Below are 16,206 nucleotides of genomic sequence, written 5' to 3'. Positions count from 1 at the left end.
TTAAACGATGAAAAACCTGGCAACCCTGAGCGTCCACAGCGGCGCATTCAACGACCCGCACGGCGCCGTCATGCCGCCGATTTACGCCACGTCGACGTTTGCGCAACCATCACCCGGCGAGCATACCGGCTATGAGTATTCCCGCAGCGGCAACCCAACGCGCCATGCGCTGGAAACCGCCATCGCCGAACTGGAGGGCGGCACGCGCGGCTACGCCTTTGCTTCCGGTCTGGCGGCCATCTCCACGGTGCTCGAACTGCTGGATAAAGACAGCCATATCGTCGCCATTGATGACGTTTACGGCGGGACGTATCGCCTGATTGAAAACGTGCGCAAACGCAGTACGGGCCTGCAGGTCAGCTGGGTTAAGCCGGACGACTTAGCCGGGCTTGAGGCCGCCATTCGCCCGGAGACCCGCATGGTGTGGGTCGAAACGCCGACCAACCCGCTGCTGAAGCTGGCGGATCTGACGGCCATTGCGGCGATCGCCCGTCGTCATAACGTCATCAGCGTGGCGGATAACACGTTCGCATCGCCGGTGATCCACCGCCCGCTGGCGTCCGGTTTCGATATCGTGGTGCACTCCGCCACCAAATACCTTAACGGGCACTCTGACGTGGTGGCCGGGCTGGCAGTGGTGGGAGATAATCCGGCGCTGGCGGACCAGCTTGGCTATCTGCAAAATGCGGTCGGTGGCGTCCTGGATCCGTTTAGCAGCTTCCTGACCCTGCGCGGTATCCGCACGCTTGCGCTGAGGGTCGAAAAGCACAGCACCAACGCGCTGGAGATTGCGCAATGGCTGGCGCAGCATCCTCTTGTCGAAAAAGTGTTCTATCCCGGCCTGGAATCGCATCCGCAGTACCAGCTTGCCCGCACCCAGATGGCCCTGCCGGGCGGGATGATTTCCGTCGTGGTAAAAGGCGATGCGCAACGCGCCACCGAGGTGATTCGCAACCTGAAGCTGTTCACTCTTGCGGAAAGCCTGGGCGGGGTGGAGAGTCTCGTGAGCCAGCCTTACAGCATGACGCACGCCTCGATTCCGCTGGAGCAACGGCTGGCAAACGGCATTGTGCCGCAGCTGATCCGCCTCTCGGTAGGCATTGAAGATCCAAAAGACCTGATTGCCGACCTCAGCCAGGCGCTGCAAAAATAAGCAAACGGCGGCAGGTCGCTCACCTGCCGCCAAAAGTTGTCATCATGGCTTAACGCCTTGATAACAATATTATGTGAAACGGCATTGATTAATTCTGAAACACCGTTTCCATTTTCCTTTTATCTTAAAATTAGCGTATAATGCGCGCCAAATCCCTGGTGAATGGTTTCAGCGCTTGGAATACAAAAAACAACGTACAACTTCTCCTCTCCTTCGTTGGGCTGTCACTCAGGCACACTTTCTTCTGCACGCTCATTTGATGTCTCCTATCCTTAGTGCGTGTCATATACTCTTTTGCAACACAGGTTTGACTCCGCGGCGGTGCGCCCCCGGAGCGAGATTTCCATATCCTTCCCAACTTAAAGACTAAGACTGTCATGAAAAAGACGAAAATTGTTTGTACTATCGGCCCGAAAACCGAATCCGAAGAGATGCTGAGCAAAATGCTGGACGCCGGCATGAACGTGATGCGTCTGAACTTTTCCCACGGTGACTACGCAGAACACGGTCAGCGTATCCAGAACTTGCGCAACGTGATGAGCAAGACCGGTAAAAAAGCGGCGATCCTGCTCGACACCAAAGGTCCGGAAATCCGTACCATCAAACTGGAAGGCGGTAACGACGTCTCTCTGAAAGCGGGCCAGACCTTCACCTTCACTACCGACAAATCCGTTGTTGGTAACAGCGAAATCGTTGCGGTCACCTATGAAGGCTTCACCAGCGATCTGTCCGTGGGTAACACCGTGCTGGTCGACGATGGTCTGATCGGTATGGAAGTCACCGCTATCGAAGGCAACAAAGTTATCTGTAAAGTGCTGAACAACGGCGACCTGGGCGAAAACAAAGGCGTTAACCTGCCGGGCGTTTCTATCGCGCTGCCAGCACTGGCGGAGAAAGACAAACAGGACCTGATCTTCGGCTGCGAACAAGGCGTTGATTTCGTTGCGGCATCTTTCATCCGTAAGCGTTCCGACGTGGTTGAAATTCGTGAGCACCTGAAAGCCCACGGCGGCGAGAAGATCCAGATCATCTCCAAAATCGAAAACCAGGAAGGCCTGAACAACTTCGACGAAATCCTCGAAGCGTCTGACGGCATCATGGTTGCTCGTGGCGACCTGGGCGTTGAAATCCCGGTTGAAGAAGTGATCTTCGCGCAGAAGATGATGATCGAGAAATGTGTTCGCGCGCGTAAAGTGGTTATCACCGCCACGCAGATGCTGGACTCCATGATCAAAAACCCACGCCCTACCCGCGCTGAAGCAGGCGACGTGGCGAACGCCATCCTCGACGGTACCGATGCAGTCATGCTGTCCGGTGAATCCGCGAAAGGGAAATACCCTCTGGAAGCGGTTGGCATCATGGCGACCATCTGCGAACGTACTGACCGCGTGATGACCAGCCGTCTGGACTTCAACAACGACAGCCGTAAGCTGCGCATCACTGAAGCAGTGTGCCGCGGTGCGGTAGAAACCGCTGAGAAACTGGAAGCGCCACTGATTGTTGTTGCGACCCAGGGCGGTAAATCTGCGCGCGCAGTGCGTAAATACTTCCCGGATGCCACCATCCTGGCCCTGACCACCAACGAAACCACCGCACGTCAGCTGGTGCTGAGCAAAGGCGTGGTTGCGCACCTGGTCAAAGAGATCGCCTCTACTGACGATTTCTACATTCAGGGTAAAGCAATGGCTCTGGAAAGCGGTCTGGCGCAGAAGGGCGACGTGGTTGTAATGGTTTCTGGTGCTCTGGTACCAAGCGGAACAACCAATACTGCCTCCGTTCACGTGCTGTAATAATTCACGAACGAATTAAATTTGAGAAAAAGCGCCCAATGGGCGCTTTTTTTATTCCCGGCATTAGCCAAATTCATTCAAAAAGCAAATCGGGTTTTTCTATTTAAATGCGATTTATCTAAGATGAATCCGATGAAAAATGCCTTTTTTTACATAGCTTTTTACTCAAAACGCACTGATTCGATGCTTCTTTGAGCGAACGATCAAAAATAGGCGTATTCCCATCAAAAAAATATTCTCAACCCAAAAAAGTTTGTGTAATACTTGTAACGCTACATGGAGATTAACTCAATCTAGAGGGTATTAATAATGAATCGTACTAAACTGGTACTGGGCGCGGTAATCCTGGGTTCTACTCTGCTGGCTGGTTGCTCCAGCAACGCTAAAATCGATCAGCTGTCTTCTGACGTTCAGACTCTGAACGCTAAAGTTGACCAGCTGAGCAACGACGTGAACGCAATGCGTTCCGACGTTCAGGCTGCTAAAGACGACGCAGCTCGCGCTAACCAGCGTCTGGACAACCAGGCTACTAAATACCGTAAGTAATAGTACCTGTTAATAAAATGGCGCACATTGTGCGCCATTTTTTTTGCCTGCGTCAAACTGCTACTGCGTTACCTTTTCCCCTTCCTCTTCTGCTACCGCAGCAGACACCCGGCTGTTCTGCACTGACAACACGCTATTGCTGGCCGACGGGCCGCTACCCGCGGATACGACAACCGGGATCCCGGCACGGCGCGCCAGGGCTTTATCAATTAACGCCTTATCGCTTCCGGCCTGAGAAACAAAGGTGGCAAAGTCTGCCGAGTGGGTAATGGGCGAAATCTGCGGGTTCTCGCCCTCCACCTGCGCCAGCGGACGGTGGACCTCAATATAGCGCTTTCCGTCCGGCTCAACCGAGAATTTCACCGGCTCGTTGATGATTTGTACCCGCGTGCCGACCCGCACCTGTTCAAACAGGGCTTTAATATCCGGGGCGTTCATTCGCATACAGCCGGAACTGACGCGCAGACCTACGCTGTCCGGCGCGCTGGTGCCGTGAATAAGATATTCCCCATTACCAATTCCCAGACGCAGCGCATAGCGCCCCAGCGGGTTATTTGGCCCCGCCGGGACGACGGGAGGCAATTTAATTCCCTGGGCCAGAGAACGCGCTCTGATGCCCGCCGTTGGCGTCCAGGTTGGATTAGGGATTTTTTGGCTGACGCGGGTGGTGCTCACCGGCGTTTCCAGCCCCAGCTGTCCGATGCCGAGCGGGAAGACCTGGACAATATTTTCTCCCGGCGGGAAGTAGTAGAGCCGAAGCTCGGCCAGATTAACCACAATGCCTTCGCGCGGGGTATCCGGCAGCAACATCTGCGACGGGATCGTGATAACGGTACCCGGTGCCGGGTTTACTGGCGCAATGGTATTGTTCGTTTCAAGGATCACCTGCGCCGCCGTATTAAACCGACGGGCGATAGTCTGAAGCTTATTATCCCCTTCCTGTATCGTGTAGGTTTGATTTTGCCCAATCAGGCGGCTGCCTGCAGGCGGCAACGGATAGTCCATCGCGCGGGCCGAATTAAACGTACCGAGCGAACTGAGGAGTAATAGAGTTATTAGAGACGCGCGCTTCATGCTGAGATTCCTTATTCACTGGCAGGATGCCAGAAAGCTGAAAAACCAGCGAGGCGGGAACCACCTCGCGAAACAGAATGAATGCTGTTCTGTAAGTCTAGCTAAGGATTGCAGCTTTGGCGCGAATGGCGCGAATCATCGCTTCCAGCCCCTGGGAGCGGGACGGGGTGAGGTGTTGGGTCAGGGCCATTTTTTCAAACCACGGGCGGACATCGAACGCGACGATATCCTGCGCCGACATCCGGTGGTAAAGAATAAAGACGACCGCAATCAGCCCTTTTACAATGGCCGCATCGCTGTCGCCGTGCAGGGCGATAGTGCCGTCGTCAGACTGCTCCATCACAATCCACACCTGGCTCTGGCAGCCCTGAATAATGTTTTCCGGGTTATGCGCCTCTTCACCGAGCGGCGGCAGACGCTGCCCCAGCTCGATGATATAAAGGTACTTTTCTTCCCAGTTTGCACAGCGCCCAAAGTTGCGCAGCAATTTGTCTCTGTCCGGCAGTTCTGCCATCTTTTGCCTCTTATTAGCCCAGCAGCTGGTGAATGCGCTTAAGCCCCGCCACCAGCCTGTCGACCTCTTCCATTGTGTTATACATCACCAGCGATGCGCGGCACATTGCCGGCACCTGGTAAAAAGCCATCAGCGGCATGGCGCAGTGGTGGCCGGTACGGACGGCCACGCCGTAATTATCGAGGAAGCTTCCCACGTCATAGGCATGGTGTTTCCCCAGGTTAAAGGCAATCACGCCCTGTCTGTCAGCCGGGCCATACAGGGTAAGGTCAGGTACGCTGGCAAGCTCCTGCAGCGCGTAGTGCATCAGCAGCTGCTCGTACTCCTGAATGGCGTCGAGGCCGATTGCGGAGACGTAAGACACCGCCGCCCCGAGCCCGATAATGCCCCCGGTGTTGGGCGTGCCCGCCTCAAAACGCCAGGGCGCGCGCGCGTAGGTCGTGCCTTCCGTGAGGCTGACGGTGGCGATCATCGATCCGCCCCCTTCCCACGGCGGCATCGCCTGCAGGATGTCCTCTTTCACATACAGCACGCCAATCCCGGTCGGGCCATAGAGCTTATGCCCGGAGAATACGTAGAAATCGCAGTCCAGCGCCTGCACGTCCACCGCGTGGTGCATCACCGCCTGCGCGCCGTCAATCAGCACCTTCGCGCCGGCCTGATGGGCTTTTGCGATAATCTCTGTCACCGGGTTTTCGGTGCCCAGCACGTTAGAGACCTGGGTGACCGCCACCAGCCGCGTTTTATCGTCCAGCAGGGCGTCAAGCTGCTCCAGCTCCAGCGTGCCATCGTCGTTCAACGGAACGACCCGCAGCTGCGCGCCGACACGCTCGCAGAGCATCTGCCACGGCACAATATTGGCGTGGTGCTCCATCTGGGTGATGATGATGTTATCCCCCGCGCGCACCTGGGCGTTGCCCCAGCTGTTGGCGACAAGGTTAATCCCCTCGGTTGTGCCACGCACAAATACCAGCTCTTCCGGCAGGCGTGCATTGAGGAAGGATGCAATTTGCGTGCGCACGTTTTCCATGCGCTGGGTCGCCTCGGCGCTCAGGGTATGAATACCGCGATGCACGGCGGCGTAGCCGTGGCGGTAGAACTCGGCTTCCGCATCCACCACCTGATTCGGCTTCTGCGCGCTGGCCGCGCTGTCGAGATAGGCCAGCGGCAGGCCGTTCACTTCACGGGTCAGAACCGGGAAATCGGCCCGCACTTTCTCTACGGGAAAACTCATGCTTCGCCTCCGGGCAGACGCTGACCAATGCGGGCCAGCACCTGCTGCTTCAATACGCCATCGTGCAGCGCTTCCGTAAGCTCCGCCGCAAAGGCGTAGATGATCATTTTCTGCGCCGCCTGCTGGTCGATGCCGCGCGAGCGCAGGTAGAACATCTGCTCGTCGTCGATCCGACCGACCGTCGCGCCGTGACTGCATTTTACGTCGTCGGCGTAGATCTCCAGCTGCGGCTTGGTGTCCACTTCCGCCAGGCGCCCCAGCAGCAGATTGTTGTTGGTCATCTGCCCGTCGGTTTTGATGGCGTGCTGGGCCACGTTAATCAGGCCGTTAAACACCGCCCGCCCTTTATCGCTGACGATGGTTTTGTGCAGCTGGCGGCTGTTGCAGTAGCCTTTGTTGTGCTCAAGCCAGGTGCGCGTGTCGCACACTTCTGCGTTCACCGGCATCGCCAGGCTGTTGATGCGCAGCGTAGTGTTTTCACCGTTAAGCTGCGTGCTGGTGTTGTGGCGCAGCACCGCGCCGCCGAGCAGGAAGCTGTGGCTGTACGCCGCGGCATCCTGGCCCAGCAGAAGATCGTTATGGGCAAAATGGTGGCTCTGCGGATTCTCAAACGCCAGCTTAATATGGTAAAGCTGCGCATTGGCGGCAACGTTCATCGTCAGCCGCGACCCGGTAAAATGGCGGGTCTCGTTGAGGCTGACGTAATGTTCGATTACCGTGGCCTCCGCCCCCTCCGCCAGCTCAAGGTGATGGCGATAGTGCGCGGTGTTGATCTCATCGCCCTCCACGCCCTGTGTGATGTGCATCAGCAGCAGCGGTTTTGCCGGACGCTGGTTACGCTTGACCTGGATATGCGTCACGCTGCGGGCCAGGCTCTCGGTCAGGTGGAGGAAAACTTCCGGCTGAACCGGGGCGCTCAGGCTCTGGCGGTCGTCGTTAATGACGATATCGAACCCGCTATCCCGGGCGTCGTCGCTCAGTTCTGGACGCCAGACGCCGTCGACAAAGACCAGACGCACCGCATCCACCGTCAGCGCCAGAGCGTCACGCCGGGCCGGATCAATCTCCGCCAGACGCGTCACAAACTCGCCGTTCAGCAGGCCGTCGAGCGGGGTGTATTTCCAGTTCTCATACTTCCGCGTCGGCAGGCCGAGGCGCAGCATCTGCTGCAGGTGTTGCTGCGCCTGCTCGGAGCGCGTATTACCCTGCTCCTCAAACAGCCGGTGCCACTGCTGGAGCGCATTACTGCTGTTCGGTAAGCCAGCCATAACCCTGCTCCTCCAGTTGTTTAACCAGCGTAAAATCACCGGATTTCACAATACGTCCCTGGTAAAGCACGTGGACGTAGTCCGGCTTGATGTAGTCCAGAATGCGCTGGTAGTGGGTGACAATAATGAACGAGCGCTTGCCGTCGCGCAGGGAATTCACCCCGTCGGCGACAATCTTCAGGGCGTCGATATCCAGACCGGAGTCGGTCTCATCCAGAATGCACAGCTCTGGCTCCAGCACCGCCATCTGCAGGATATCGTTACGCTTTTTCTCGCCGCCGGAAAAGCCGACGTTGACCGAGCGGGTCAGCAGGTCTTCCGGCATTTTCAGCAGTTTGATCTTCTCTTCCATTAGATCCTGGAAGTCGAAGCGATCCAGCGCCTCCTGGCCGCGATACTTGCGCACCGCATTCAGCGCCGTCTGGAGGAAAAACTGGTTGCTGACGCCCGGAATTTCCACCGGGTACTGGAAGGCCATAAAGATGCCCTCACCCGCGCGGTCTTCCGGAGACAGCTCCAGCAGATCTTTGCCGTTAAATTCGACCGAGCCGCCTGTTACTTCGTAATCTTCACGTCCCGCCAGCGTCGCTGAAAGCGTACTTTTCCCGGAGCCGTTTGGCCCCATGATGGCGTGAACTTCACCCGGCTTGACGTCAAAATTGAGACCGCGCAGGATCGCTTTCTCTTCCACGCTAACCTGTAAATCTTTAATGCTTAACATGTGCTTTCCTTAACCGACGCTGTGTTCAAGACTAATGGCGAGGAGTTTTTGTGCTTCAACGGCGAATTCCAGCGGCAGTTCAGAGAACACGTCCTTACAGAAGCCGTTCACAATCATCGAAATGGCATCTTCTTCGCTGATGCCGCGTTGCAGGCAGTAGAAGAGCTGATCTTCCCCAATGCGCGACGTGGTCGCCTCGTGCTCTAGCTGAGCCGTGTTGTTGCGACACTCGACGTACGGGAAGGTATGCGCCCCGCAGTCGGCACCGATCAGCATTGAATCACACTGGGTGAAGTTACGCGCGTTGGTGGCCGTCGGCATGATTTTCACCAGCCCGCGATAGCTGTTCTGGCTATGCCCGGCGGAGATCCCCTTCGAGATAATCGTCGATTTGGTGTTTTTCCCAATGTGGATCATCTTGGTGCCGGTATCGGCCTGCTGATGCCCGCTGGTCAGCGCCACCGAGTAAAACTCACCGATGGAGTTATCCCCGCGCAGAATACAGCTCGGGTATTTCCAGGTAATAGCGGAGCCGGTTTCCGACTGCGTCCAGGACATTTTGCTGTTTTCGCCTTCGCACAGCGCACGCTTGGTGACGAAGTTCAGGATACCGCCGGTATTGCCGTCGCCGGGGAACCAGTTCTGCACCGTGGAGTATTTCACCTCGGCGTCTTTGTGAATGATGACCTCAACCACCGCCGCGTGCAGCTGGTAGCTGTCGCGCACCGGGGCGGAGCACCCTTCAATATAGCTGACGTAGCTGCCTTCGTCCGCTACCAGAATGGTGCGTTCGAACTGTCCGGTTTTTTCGGCGTTGATGCGGAAATAGGTGGAGAGCTCCATCGGGCAGCGCACGCCTTTCGGTACGTAGATAAAGGTGCCGTCAGAGGCTACCGCGGCATTCAGCGCGGCGAAGAAGTTATCGTTGCTCGGTACCACGGTGCCGATGTACTTTTTCACCAGATCGGGATGGTCATGAATGGCTTCGCCAAAGGAGCAGAAAATGATCCCCTGCTCGGCCAGCTTTTCACGGTAGGTGGTCGCCACCGAGACGGAGTCGAAAATGGCGTCTACCGCCACCTCTCTCCCCTCGCGCACGGGCACGCCCAGCTGATTAAACGCCTCTTCAACCTCTTTGCTCAGGAAGCTGTTCTCGGCACCGGTCTGCTGGACCGCGCCGGGCTGCGAGGCGCAGGTATCGTCACAGCTGCCGCAGGAGGGCGCGGAGTAGTAGCTGTAATCCTGATAGTTCAGCTTGTCGTAGTGGGCTTTCAGCCAGTGCGGCTCTTCCATCTCCAGCCAGGCACGGAATGCGCTCAGGCGAAATTCGAGCATCCACTCGGGCTCGTTACGTTTGGCCGAAATGGCGCGCACCACATCTTCATTAATGCCTTTCGCCAGCTCGTCGGTCTGCAGCTGCGTGAAAAAACCCTCTTTATAGTTGAGGTGTCCGCCGCTCCAGGTGTTTACATCACTCGTTGCTTCAGTATTACGAGACATAGTACCGCCTATACCCCAAAGCTTTCGCCGCAGCCGCATTCGTTCTGGGCTTTCGGGTTATGAAATTTGAATAACTGGTTTAAACCTTCCCGCACGTAATCCACTTCGGTTCCATCGATAAACGGCATAGCCTGCAGCGCGACGTACAGCTTTGCGCCGTCGGTTTCAAACACCAGGTCATCCTTTTCCGGTGCGGTGACGGTATCCAGCACGTAGCCAAAGCCCGCGCAGCCGGTCTGCTTAACGCCTAAGCGCACGCCGAGAATGTCGGGATTTTTTGCCACCAGCTCGTGGATATGCGCCGCCGCCGCAGGCGTGAGCGTTAATCCTCGCCAGGCAAAATCGGCAGGATTGAAGGTTTCTGAATGCAGTTCCATAGGTCCACCTCATCTGATTAGCCATCAGGGCATAACACCATGTTAGTGATAACGATTATCACTTCAACCCTCTGTCAGCAGGGGCATTCGGCTAAACCGCCCTTTTTGTCTACTTTTATTAAGCATAGACCCTGTGGCAGGATGCAGGCAGGATGGATTTAATTGTTCAATACTTTGAAAATTAATGGATTATCTGTTGGAGAAAACAGCGAAGAAAGGAAAAGTAAAATATGTATCGGAAATGCCTATTTTTGAGATAGCTTTTGTTCTGGAAGTGTCTAAAACAATAAAAGGCCCTCAAGGCCTCTGATTATTATTGGTGAAATGAAACGCTAAAACCCTGCTCACGCCAGTGATCCAGCTGTTCCTGCTGACGCGGTGTTGGCGTTTTTCCCGTCCAGACGAAGATTTTTTGCCCCGGGAAAAGTTCAGGACGCGGAGAATCAATCGGGTCCGCCAGCACGTCAATGTGCCAGCCTTGCTGCGCCAGCCGCGCGGCTTCAAGCCAAAGACGGGTGCGGTCATCGCATTCCCAGCCGATAAGCAACGCATCTTTACCCGCTTTCTTGCGCGACTCCGCCAGGCTTAGAACCGCGAATTCAATCAGGACGCCGTCAAGCATGCTCGCCATGTGGCGTACAGTATTTTGATCCTGATTCATTCGCTGGCGGACGGGGGAAATGATGTTATCAATCAGCGCATCCATGGCGTGATCCCGGCGGAACTCACCGATTTTGGCGCGCAGCTTTGCCGGGCTGGCATAACGCAGAACGGTCATCATCTCTTCCTGGAACGAGACCCAGTTACCCTGAGTCAGGACTTCTTTATTTTCCAGTAAGGCTTTTACTTTTCCGACCGAAACGCCGCTTTTCATCAGGCGTTTGATCTCTTCAATACGCAGGATATCTTCATCGTCAAACTGACGATGACCCCCTTCGCTGCGCTGCGGCTTCAACAATCCATAACGTCGCTGCCAGGCACGCAGCGTAACGGGGTTGATACCGCATCGTTCGGCCACTTCGCCGATACTGTAATAGGCCATTAACTCCCTCACGCTCAGAACTTCCATACCTAACTACACCAACCTTATCAGATTGTACAAACCATTTGTATAACTAAGACCGCATTTTGCACAGGTGAAAGGGGTCGTTCTCCCTTTCACCTGTTAATACATTGTTGTCTAAAATTTGCTTCTCGTACAGCTAAGTCTGCCGGGTTTTGTACAGCTTTATCAAAAATCGAATTTTTTCTCCGGCCATGCAATCGCCGGAATTCCGCCATGCCGGGGGCTTGCAAATAGATGGCCCTGGAACTGGGAAATGCCCGCAGATTCCAGCCACATCCACTCTTCTGCCTTCTCCACGCCGACCGCGCAGAACTGAATTTCAAGCGATGAACAGCATTTGATAATCGCCTGAATAATGGCCTGTCGAGGGCCACTTTTGTGCACGTTCGCGACGAGATCGCGATTAATCTTAATTCTGTCGGGCTGGAATTGGGCCAGTAGCTGTAGTCCCGCAAAGCCGGCACCAAAGTGATCGATCGTCACGCTGATGCCTGCACTTTTTAGCTGTCTGACTGAATCCGTGAATTCTTCAAAACGTGAAATGGCTTCGCTCTCGGTGAACTCCACCACGATCTGTTCAGGTACAAAACCGTTTGCTTCAATTGCGGTGAGCAGAAAGTCCACCGCATTGGGAATGTTAACCAGCGTCATAGGCAGCAGGTTAAGGGATAACGTCTGATCCTGTAACCCCAGCGCGCTGGCCATCGAGAGCGCCACCTTCTTGCTCTGCAAATCAGACGCGTAAACTTCATGATGGGTAAGGCTGGCGAAATAGGCCCCCGGCGAGTCGCCGGACGGGGTGCGCAGAAGCGCCTCCCAGGAGACAACCTGCTGCATAAACGGATCGACTATCGGCTGGAAAGCAAAGCTGCAATCCGCTCCTTTCGCGACCACCTCGGGTTGCGCTGACAAGCGTGTTTCTTCTCGAACGAACTCCCAGGAATCCGCAGGCGGCAGTTCAAAATAGTTCGCTTTTTCCGTGGCCTCGACAAAGGTACGGAAAAACTGCAGCGGACGGTCATTGTAAGTCAGCTGATAGCGTGTTGTTCCCTTGTTCAGCACCTGTTGCAGCACCTCGTTCCTGTCGAACTGGCGCAAATCAAAAAGCTCCATCCCCACATTGCCAAAACGCCGGACGGGGCCGTGATCGCGCATCAGCTCGACTACGTTATGGTGTCGCGGGTCGTTGCAGATCTCCTCATAAATAGCAGAAACATGCTCCACTGGCCCCTCAAGCAACTGAAAAAAATGTGTGCCGTTAAACAGCAAGATCCCCGTGACGTTGGCTTGCCGGTTTTTATTATTTGCAGCAGCGACCATAGCTTCCAGTGCTTTCACTGGAACGTCCTCGCAGATATGACTGCGGTAAATGATGGTTGTAAGCATGCGATTCCTGGGGTTAAGGGTTTTGACCACAAAAACATGTGGAGAGACTTCTCTTATAGCACATTAATTGCCTCACAAATAATTTACATCTCAATCATTTACGCCCGTTAATGGCACTCTCACAAGTGTTGTACAACTTAACAGCGGCCGTGCGATTTGTACAATATATTCTGTAGCATTACCGTTTCATGATAAACAATCAAGCGATTGATAAATATAGCATTTATTAAATATATCCTAATTTTATTAAAAATCTGTACATTTTTAATGTACAGATTTAGAAAAAGTGTATACCTTAAATGTAACGTTACTGATTACAAAATTTTACAGGAGCGAAACATGCAGCAGAAAGGTTACGTCGCAGATTCCGCAGCAGCGATCGCACAGTACTTCGAAAAAGCCACACTTCCAACCCAACAGGAAACGCTGGGTCAGGTCGTTGTTGAGATCCTTAGCGACGGGCGAAATCTCAATCGCAAATCGCTCTGTACCAAACTGTTAAGTCGCCTTGAAAGAGCCGAGGGCCCCGAAGAGGAACAGCATTACCATATGCTGCTTGGCTTGCTCTTCGAACGATAACGTGATGAACCGCAGTGACGCAGACAAACTGACCGATCAGCTGATTGGCGAAGCCGTTCTTTCTCTTTTGAGAGAGCGTGGCCCCGTTACAACTGAAGCTCTGGTTCAGCGTCTGCGGCAGATGAAAACACATGAAAAGAATCCCCGGCGGCGGGAGACACTGGCGAAGGCGATTGCCGATATCGGATCAAAAAGCCTCGGATTAAAACGTCGCAGAACCGCGCAAGGACGAATGAGCAGAGAGGGACCTCTCAATGATAACAGAGGCAATGTAGTGTCGTTGTTTGGAAAGGGAAAGCCGTCCGATCCCAAAAAAATACATTGACTGCATTTTAACAGCTACGGTGAGAACAAATGAGACAAAATATTCAGCTTCAACCCGAATACCACTCTGCTTTTTTAGACAGTGCGCTGGCGGAATATTTCCGTCACGCAGGCGATCGTTTTGCTGAAGAGTCCGCTATTTTTTCTACTGCAGTACGCTGTGTTCTGGCCTCTGAAGGTCATATTTCCAATAAAGCGATCATCCTGTGGCTCATTCAGACGCTGGAAGCCACTCACGACGTGGTTCAGGCGGATGTGATTCGCAAGACGCTGGAAATCGTGGTGGGCTACACCATGGATGACGTTTAAACGCCCTGCATTCAGCTATCGTGTCATCGTCAGAATTGTCGAACAGGCTGACGATGACACCCCCCTCTCTTCATAACCCCCTGTAAAGAAGCGTTATAAAGATGGCATGGTTTCTGCTTACTCCCTGTTACGGGACTGGGCTTACCAGTCATTTCGCTTCATTTCTTAACAGGTCTGTTATTGATGAAAAAGATCGCCAGCGTCTGCCCTTACTGCGGTGCAGGCTGTAAATTGAACCTTGTCGTTGAAAATAACCGTATCATCCGTGCCGAAGCGGCAGAGGGGGTAACAAACCAGGGCACCTTATGTCTGAAAGGATTTTACGGTTGGGACTTCCTCAATGATACCCGCCTCCTCACTCCCCGCCTTACCCAGCCGATGATCCGCTACCGCAAAGGCGAAGCATTCACCCCCGTGACCTGGGAAGAGGCGATCCGCTACACCGCCCACAGGCTCAGCAGCATTAAACAGCAGTTCGGCCCGCGGGCGATCATGACCACCGGTTCATCGCGCGGAACCGGCAATGAAACCAATTACGTGATGCAAAAATTTGCCCGCGCGGTGCTGCACACCAATAACGTCGACTGCTGCGCGCGCGTTTGTCACGGTCCTTCCGTCGCCGGACTTCAGGAGACCCTCGGCAACGGTGCAATGAGCAACTCTATCAACGATATTGAACACTCCAAATGCCTGCTGGTATTTGGCTATAACTGCGCAGACTCCCACCCTATCGTCGCCCGGCGCGTGCTGAAGGCCCGTGAAAACGGCGCGAAAATCATCGTCTGCGACCCGCGCCGCATCGAAACGGCGCGCATTGCCGATCAGCATCTGCAATTGAAGAACGGTAGCAACATGGCGCTGGTGAACGCCTTTGGCTATGTACTTCTGGAAGAGGAGCTGTACGACAAGAACTACGTCGCGCGGTTTACCGAAGGACTTGAGGCCTATCGGCAGACGGTGAAAGAGTATGCCCCAGAGCGCGTAGAACACCTCACCGGCATCCCCGCCCGCGACGTTCGTCAGGCAATGCGCACCTTCGCGGCGGCCCCTTCCGCCACCGTAATGTGGGGAATGGGCGTGACCCAGTTTGGCCAGGCCGTCGATGTCGTCAAAGGGCTTTCCAGCCTGGCACTGCTGACCGGCAACCTCGGCCGCCCTGCCGTCGGTGTCGGTCCCGTGCGCGGACAAAACAATGTTCAGGGCGCCTGCGATATGGGCGTTCTGCCGAATATGTTCCCCGGCTATCAGGATGTGACCGATCCGGCTGTCCGGCAGAAGTTCGCCGATGCCTGGGGGATCGACGTGAATAACATGGACGATCGCGTCGGGACGCGCATTACCGAGGTGCCTCACCTTGCGCTGGAAGGCAAGGTCAAAGCCTATTACATCATGGGGGAAGATCCGCTGCAGACGGAAGCCGATCTCGGCCTGGTCCGCAGCGGTTTCGAGGCGCTCGATTTTGTCGTGGTTCAGGACATCTTTATGACCAAAACGGCGGAAGTGGCGGACGTTCTGCTCCCTGCCACCTCATGGGGCGAACACGGCGGCGTTTTTACCTGCGCAGACAGGGGTTTCCAGCGTTTTGGCCAGGCTGTTGAGGCCAAAGGCAACGTGAAGCGCGACTGGGAGATCGTCAGCCTGCTCGCCACCGAGATGGGCTATCCGATGCATTACGACGATAATCAGCAGATCTGGGATGAAATGCGCGAGCTGTGCCCGCTCTTCTACGGCGTGACGTATGAAAAAATGGGCGAGATGGGCCACGTGCAGTGGCCGTGCCCGACGCTGGATCATCCGGGAACGCCATACCTGTACAAAGACAATCAGTTCGACACCCCAACCGGCAAGGGGCAGCTCTTTGCTGCACCGTGGCGCGCACCGGCAGAAACCCCTGATGATGACTACCCTCTTGTGCTCTGCACGGTGCGTGAAGTGGGACATTATTCGTGCCGATCAATGACCGGGAACTGCGCCGCGCTGCAAAGCCTGGCCGATGAGCCGGGACGGGTGCAGGTGAATCCTGCCGATGCGGATAAGTTGGGAATCAGTGACGGCCAGCTGGTGTGGGTTCGTTCACGCAGGGGCAAGGTCATCACCCGCGCCAGCATCAGTGAGCGTATCAACGCCGGTGCGGTCTATATGACCTACCAGTGGTGGATTGGCGCCTGCAACGAGTTAACGCAGGATAACCTTGACCCTGTCTCCAAAACGCCGGAAACCAAGTACTGCGCGGTAAAGCTGGAAGCCATTGAGGACCAGCGCTGGGCGGAGGATTTTGCGGCGTCGTCTTACCAGACGATGAAAACGCGGTTGATCAATGCCGTGAACGTATAACGTATAAGGAGAGGAGGCTCACCGCGTGAGC

Annotated in this window: 17 protein-coding genes; 8 read left to right on the top strand and 9 right to left on the bottom strand. The window is 55.1% G+C overall.

Annotated elements, in window-relative coordinates; translation table 11 throughout:
• Positions 1–7: 7 nt before the first annotated feature.
• From APT89_RS15680 to lpp, 4 genes are all read left to right on the top strand, one after another.
• Positions 8–1,153 (top strand): trans-sulfuration enzyme family protein, encoded by a 1,146-nt coding sequence (locus tag APT89_RS15680; RefSeq protein ID WP_041910375.1) that lies wholly within the window; start codon positions 8–10, stop codon positions 1,151–1,153.
• A 175-nt stretch (positions 1,154–1,328) separates the two neighbouring features.
• Complete coding sequence (ynhH, locus tag APT89_RS24800) at positions 1,329–1,523, top strand: protein YnhH (protein ID WP_418721936.1); 195 nt, start codon at positions 1,329–1,331, stop codon at positions 1,521–1,523.
• A gap of 7 nt (positions 1,524–1,530) precedes the next feature.
• Positions 1,531–2,943 carry a pyruvate kinase PykF gene (pykF, locus tag APT89_RS15675; RefSeq protein WP_014883536.1) on the top strand — a complete coding sequence of 471 codons (1,413 nt, stop codon included), beginning with the start codon at positions 1,531–1,533 and terminating at the stop codon, positions 2,941–2,943.
• A gap of 309 nt (positions 2,944–3,252) precedes the next feature.
• Positions 3,253–3,489, top strand: a complete 237-nt coding sequence (gene lpp / locus APT89_RS15670; protein ID WP_001082307.1) for a murein lipoprotein Lpp — start codon at positions 3,253–3,255, stop codon at positions 3,487–3,489.
• 60 nt (positions 3,490–3,549) lie between these two features.
• Here the strand turns inward: lpp and ldtE are convergent, their stop codons facing one another.
• The 9 genes from ldtE to APT89_RS15625 form a co-directional block, all read right to left on the bottom strand.
• Positions 3,550–4,563 (bottom strand): L,D-transpeptidase LdtE, encoded by a 1,014-nt coding sequence (gene ldtE, locus APT89_RS15665; protein WP_028012870.1) that lies wholly within the window; start codon positions 4,561–4,563, stop codon positions 3,550–3,552.
• A gap of 97 nt (positions 4,564–4,660) precedes the next feature.
• The gene (gene sufE / locus APT89_RS15660) at positions 4,661–5,077 is read right to left on the bottom strand and encodes a cysteine desulfuration protein SufE (protein ID WP_028012869.1); all 417 of its coding nucleotides are present in this window, start codon (positions 5,075–5,077) and stop codon (positions 4,661–4,663) included.
• Positions 5,078–5,090: 13 nt separating this feature from the next.
• A complete protein-coding gene (gene sufS, locus APT89_RS15655) occupies positions 5,091–6,311 on the bottom strand; it encodes a cysteine desulfurase SufS (RefSeq protein WP_060572905.1) in 1,221 nt (406 codons plus the stop codon).
• Entirely contained in the window at positions 6,308–7,579 is a 1,272-nt protein-coding gene (gene sufD / locus APT89_RS15650; RefSeq protein ID WP_060572901.1) for a Fe-S cluster assembly protein SufD, read from the bottom strand. The genes sufS and sufD overlap by 4 nt, the downstream gene beginning before the upstream one ends.
• The gene (gene sufC, locus APT89_RS15645; protein ID WP_047365414.1) at positions 7,554–8,300 is read right to left on the bottom strand and encodes a Fe-S cluster assembly ATPase SufC; all 747 of its coding nucleotides are present in this window, start codon (positions 8,298–8,300) and stop codon (positions 7,554–7,556) included. The genes sufD and sufC overlap by 26 nt, the downstream gene beginning before the upstream one ends.
• 9 nt (positions 8,301–8,309) lie before the next feature.
• Entirely contained in the window at positions 8,310–9,800 is a 1,491-nt protein-coding gene (gene sufB / locus APT89_RS15640; protein WP_028012865.1) for a Fe-S cluster assembly protein SufB, read from the bottom strand.
• Between the two features lie 8 nt (positions 9,801–9,808).
• Positions 9,809–10,177 carry a Fe-S cluster assembly scaffold SufA gene (gene sufA / locus APT89_RS15635; RefSeq protein ID WP_041910386.1) on the bottom strand — a complete coding sequence of 123 codons (369 nt, stop codon included), beginning with the start codon at positions 10,175–10,177 and terminating at the stop codon, positions 9,809–9,811.
• Between the two features lie 313 nt (positions 10,178–10,490).
• The gene (locus APT89_RS15630; protein ID WP_060572899.1) at positions 10,491–11,219 is read right to left on the bottom strand and encodes a MerR family transcriptional regulator; all 729 of its coding nucleotides are present in this window, start codon (positions 11,217–11,219) and stop codon (positions 10,491–10,493) included.
• A 189-nt stretch (positions 11,220–11,408) separates the two neighbouring features.
• Positions 11,409–12,629: a diguanylate phosphodiesterase gene (locus APT89_RS15625; protein WP_060572897.1), complete on the bottom strand. Its 1,221-nt coding sequence runs from the start codon at positions 12,627–12,629 to the stop codon at positions 11,409–11,411.
• Between the two features lie 339 nt (positions 12,630–12,968).
• On the opposite strand from APT89_RS15625, the gene ycgZ reads away from it, so the two are divergent.
• The 4 genes from ycgZ to fdhF all read left to right on the top strand — a co-directional run bounded on the left by ycgZ (position 12,969) and on the right by fdhF (position 16,175).
• Positions 12,969–13,208: a regulatory protein YcgZ gene (gene ycgZ, locus APT89_RS15620; protein WP_028012861.1), complete on the top strand. Its 240-nt coding sequence runs from the start codon at positions 12,969–12,971 to the stop codon at positions 13,206–13,208.
• Between the two features lie 4 nt (positions 13,209–13,212).
• Positions 13,213–13,533, top strand: coding sequence for a hypothetical protein (locus APT89_RS15615; RefSeq protein ID WP_047365422.1), 321 nt, complete (start codon positions 13,213–13,215; stop codon positions 13,531–13,533).
• 29 nt (positions 13,534–13,562) lie between these two features.
• Positions 13,563–13,841, top strand: a complete 279-nt coding sequence (locus tag APT89_RS15610) for a biofilm/acid-resistance regulator YmgB/AriR (protein WP_028012859.1) — start codon at positions 13,563–13,565, stop codon at positions 13,839–13,841.
• Positions 13,842–14,024: 183 nt separating this feature from the next.
• On the top strand, positions 14,025–16,175 hold the full coding sequence (fdhF, locus tag APT89_RS15605) for a formate dehydrogenase subunit alpha (protein WP_060572895.1): 2,151 nt from the start codon (positions 14,025–14,027) through the stop codon (positions 16,173–16,175).
• Positions 16,176–16,206: the final 31 nt, after the last annotated feature.

The organism is Enterobacter sp. 50588862, assembly GCF_001462935.1.
GTDB classification, from domain to species: Bacteria; Pseudomonadota; Gammaproteobacteria; order Enterobacterales; family Enterobacteriaceae; genus Enterobacter; species Enterobacter bugandensis.
This window is presented reverse-complemented; position numbering and strand designations above follow the sequence as displayed.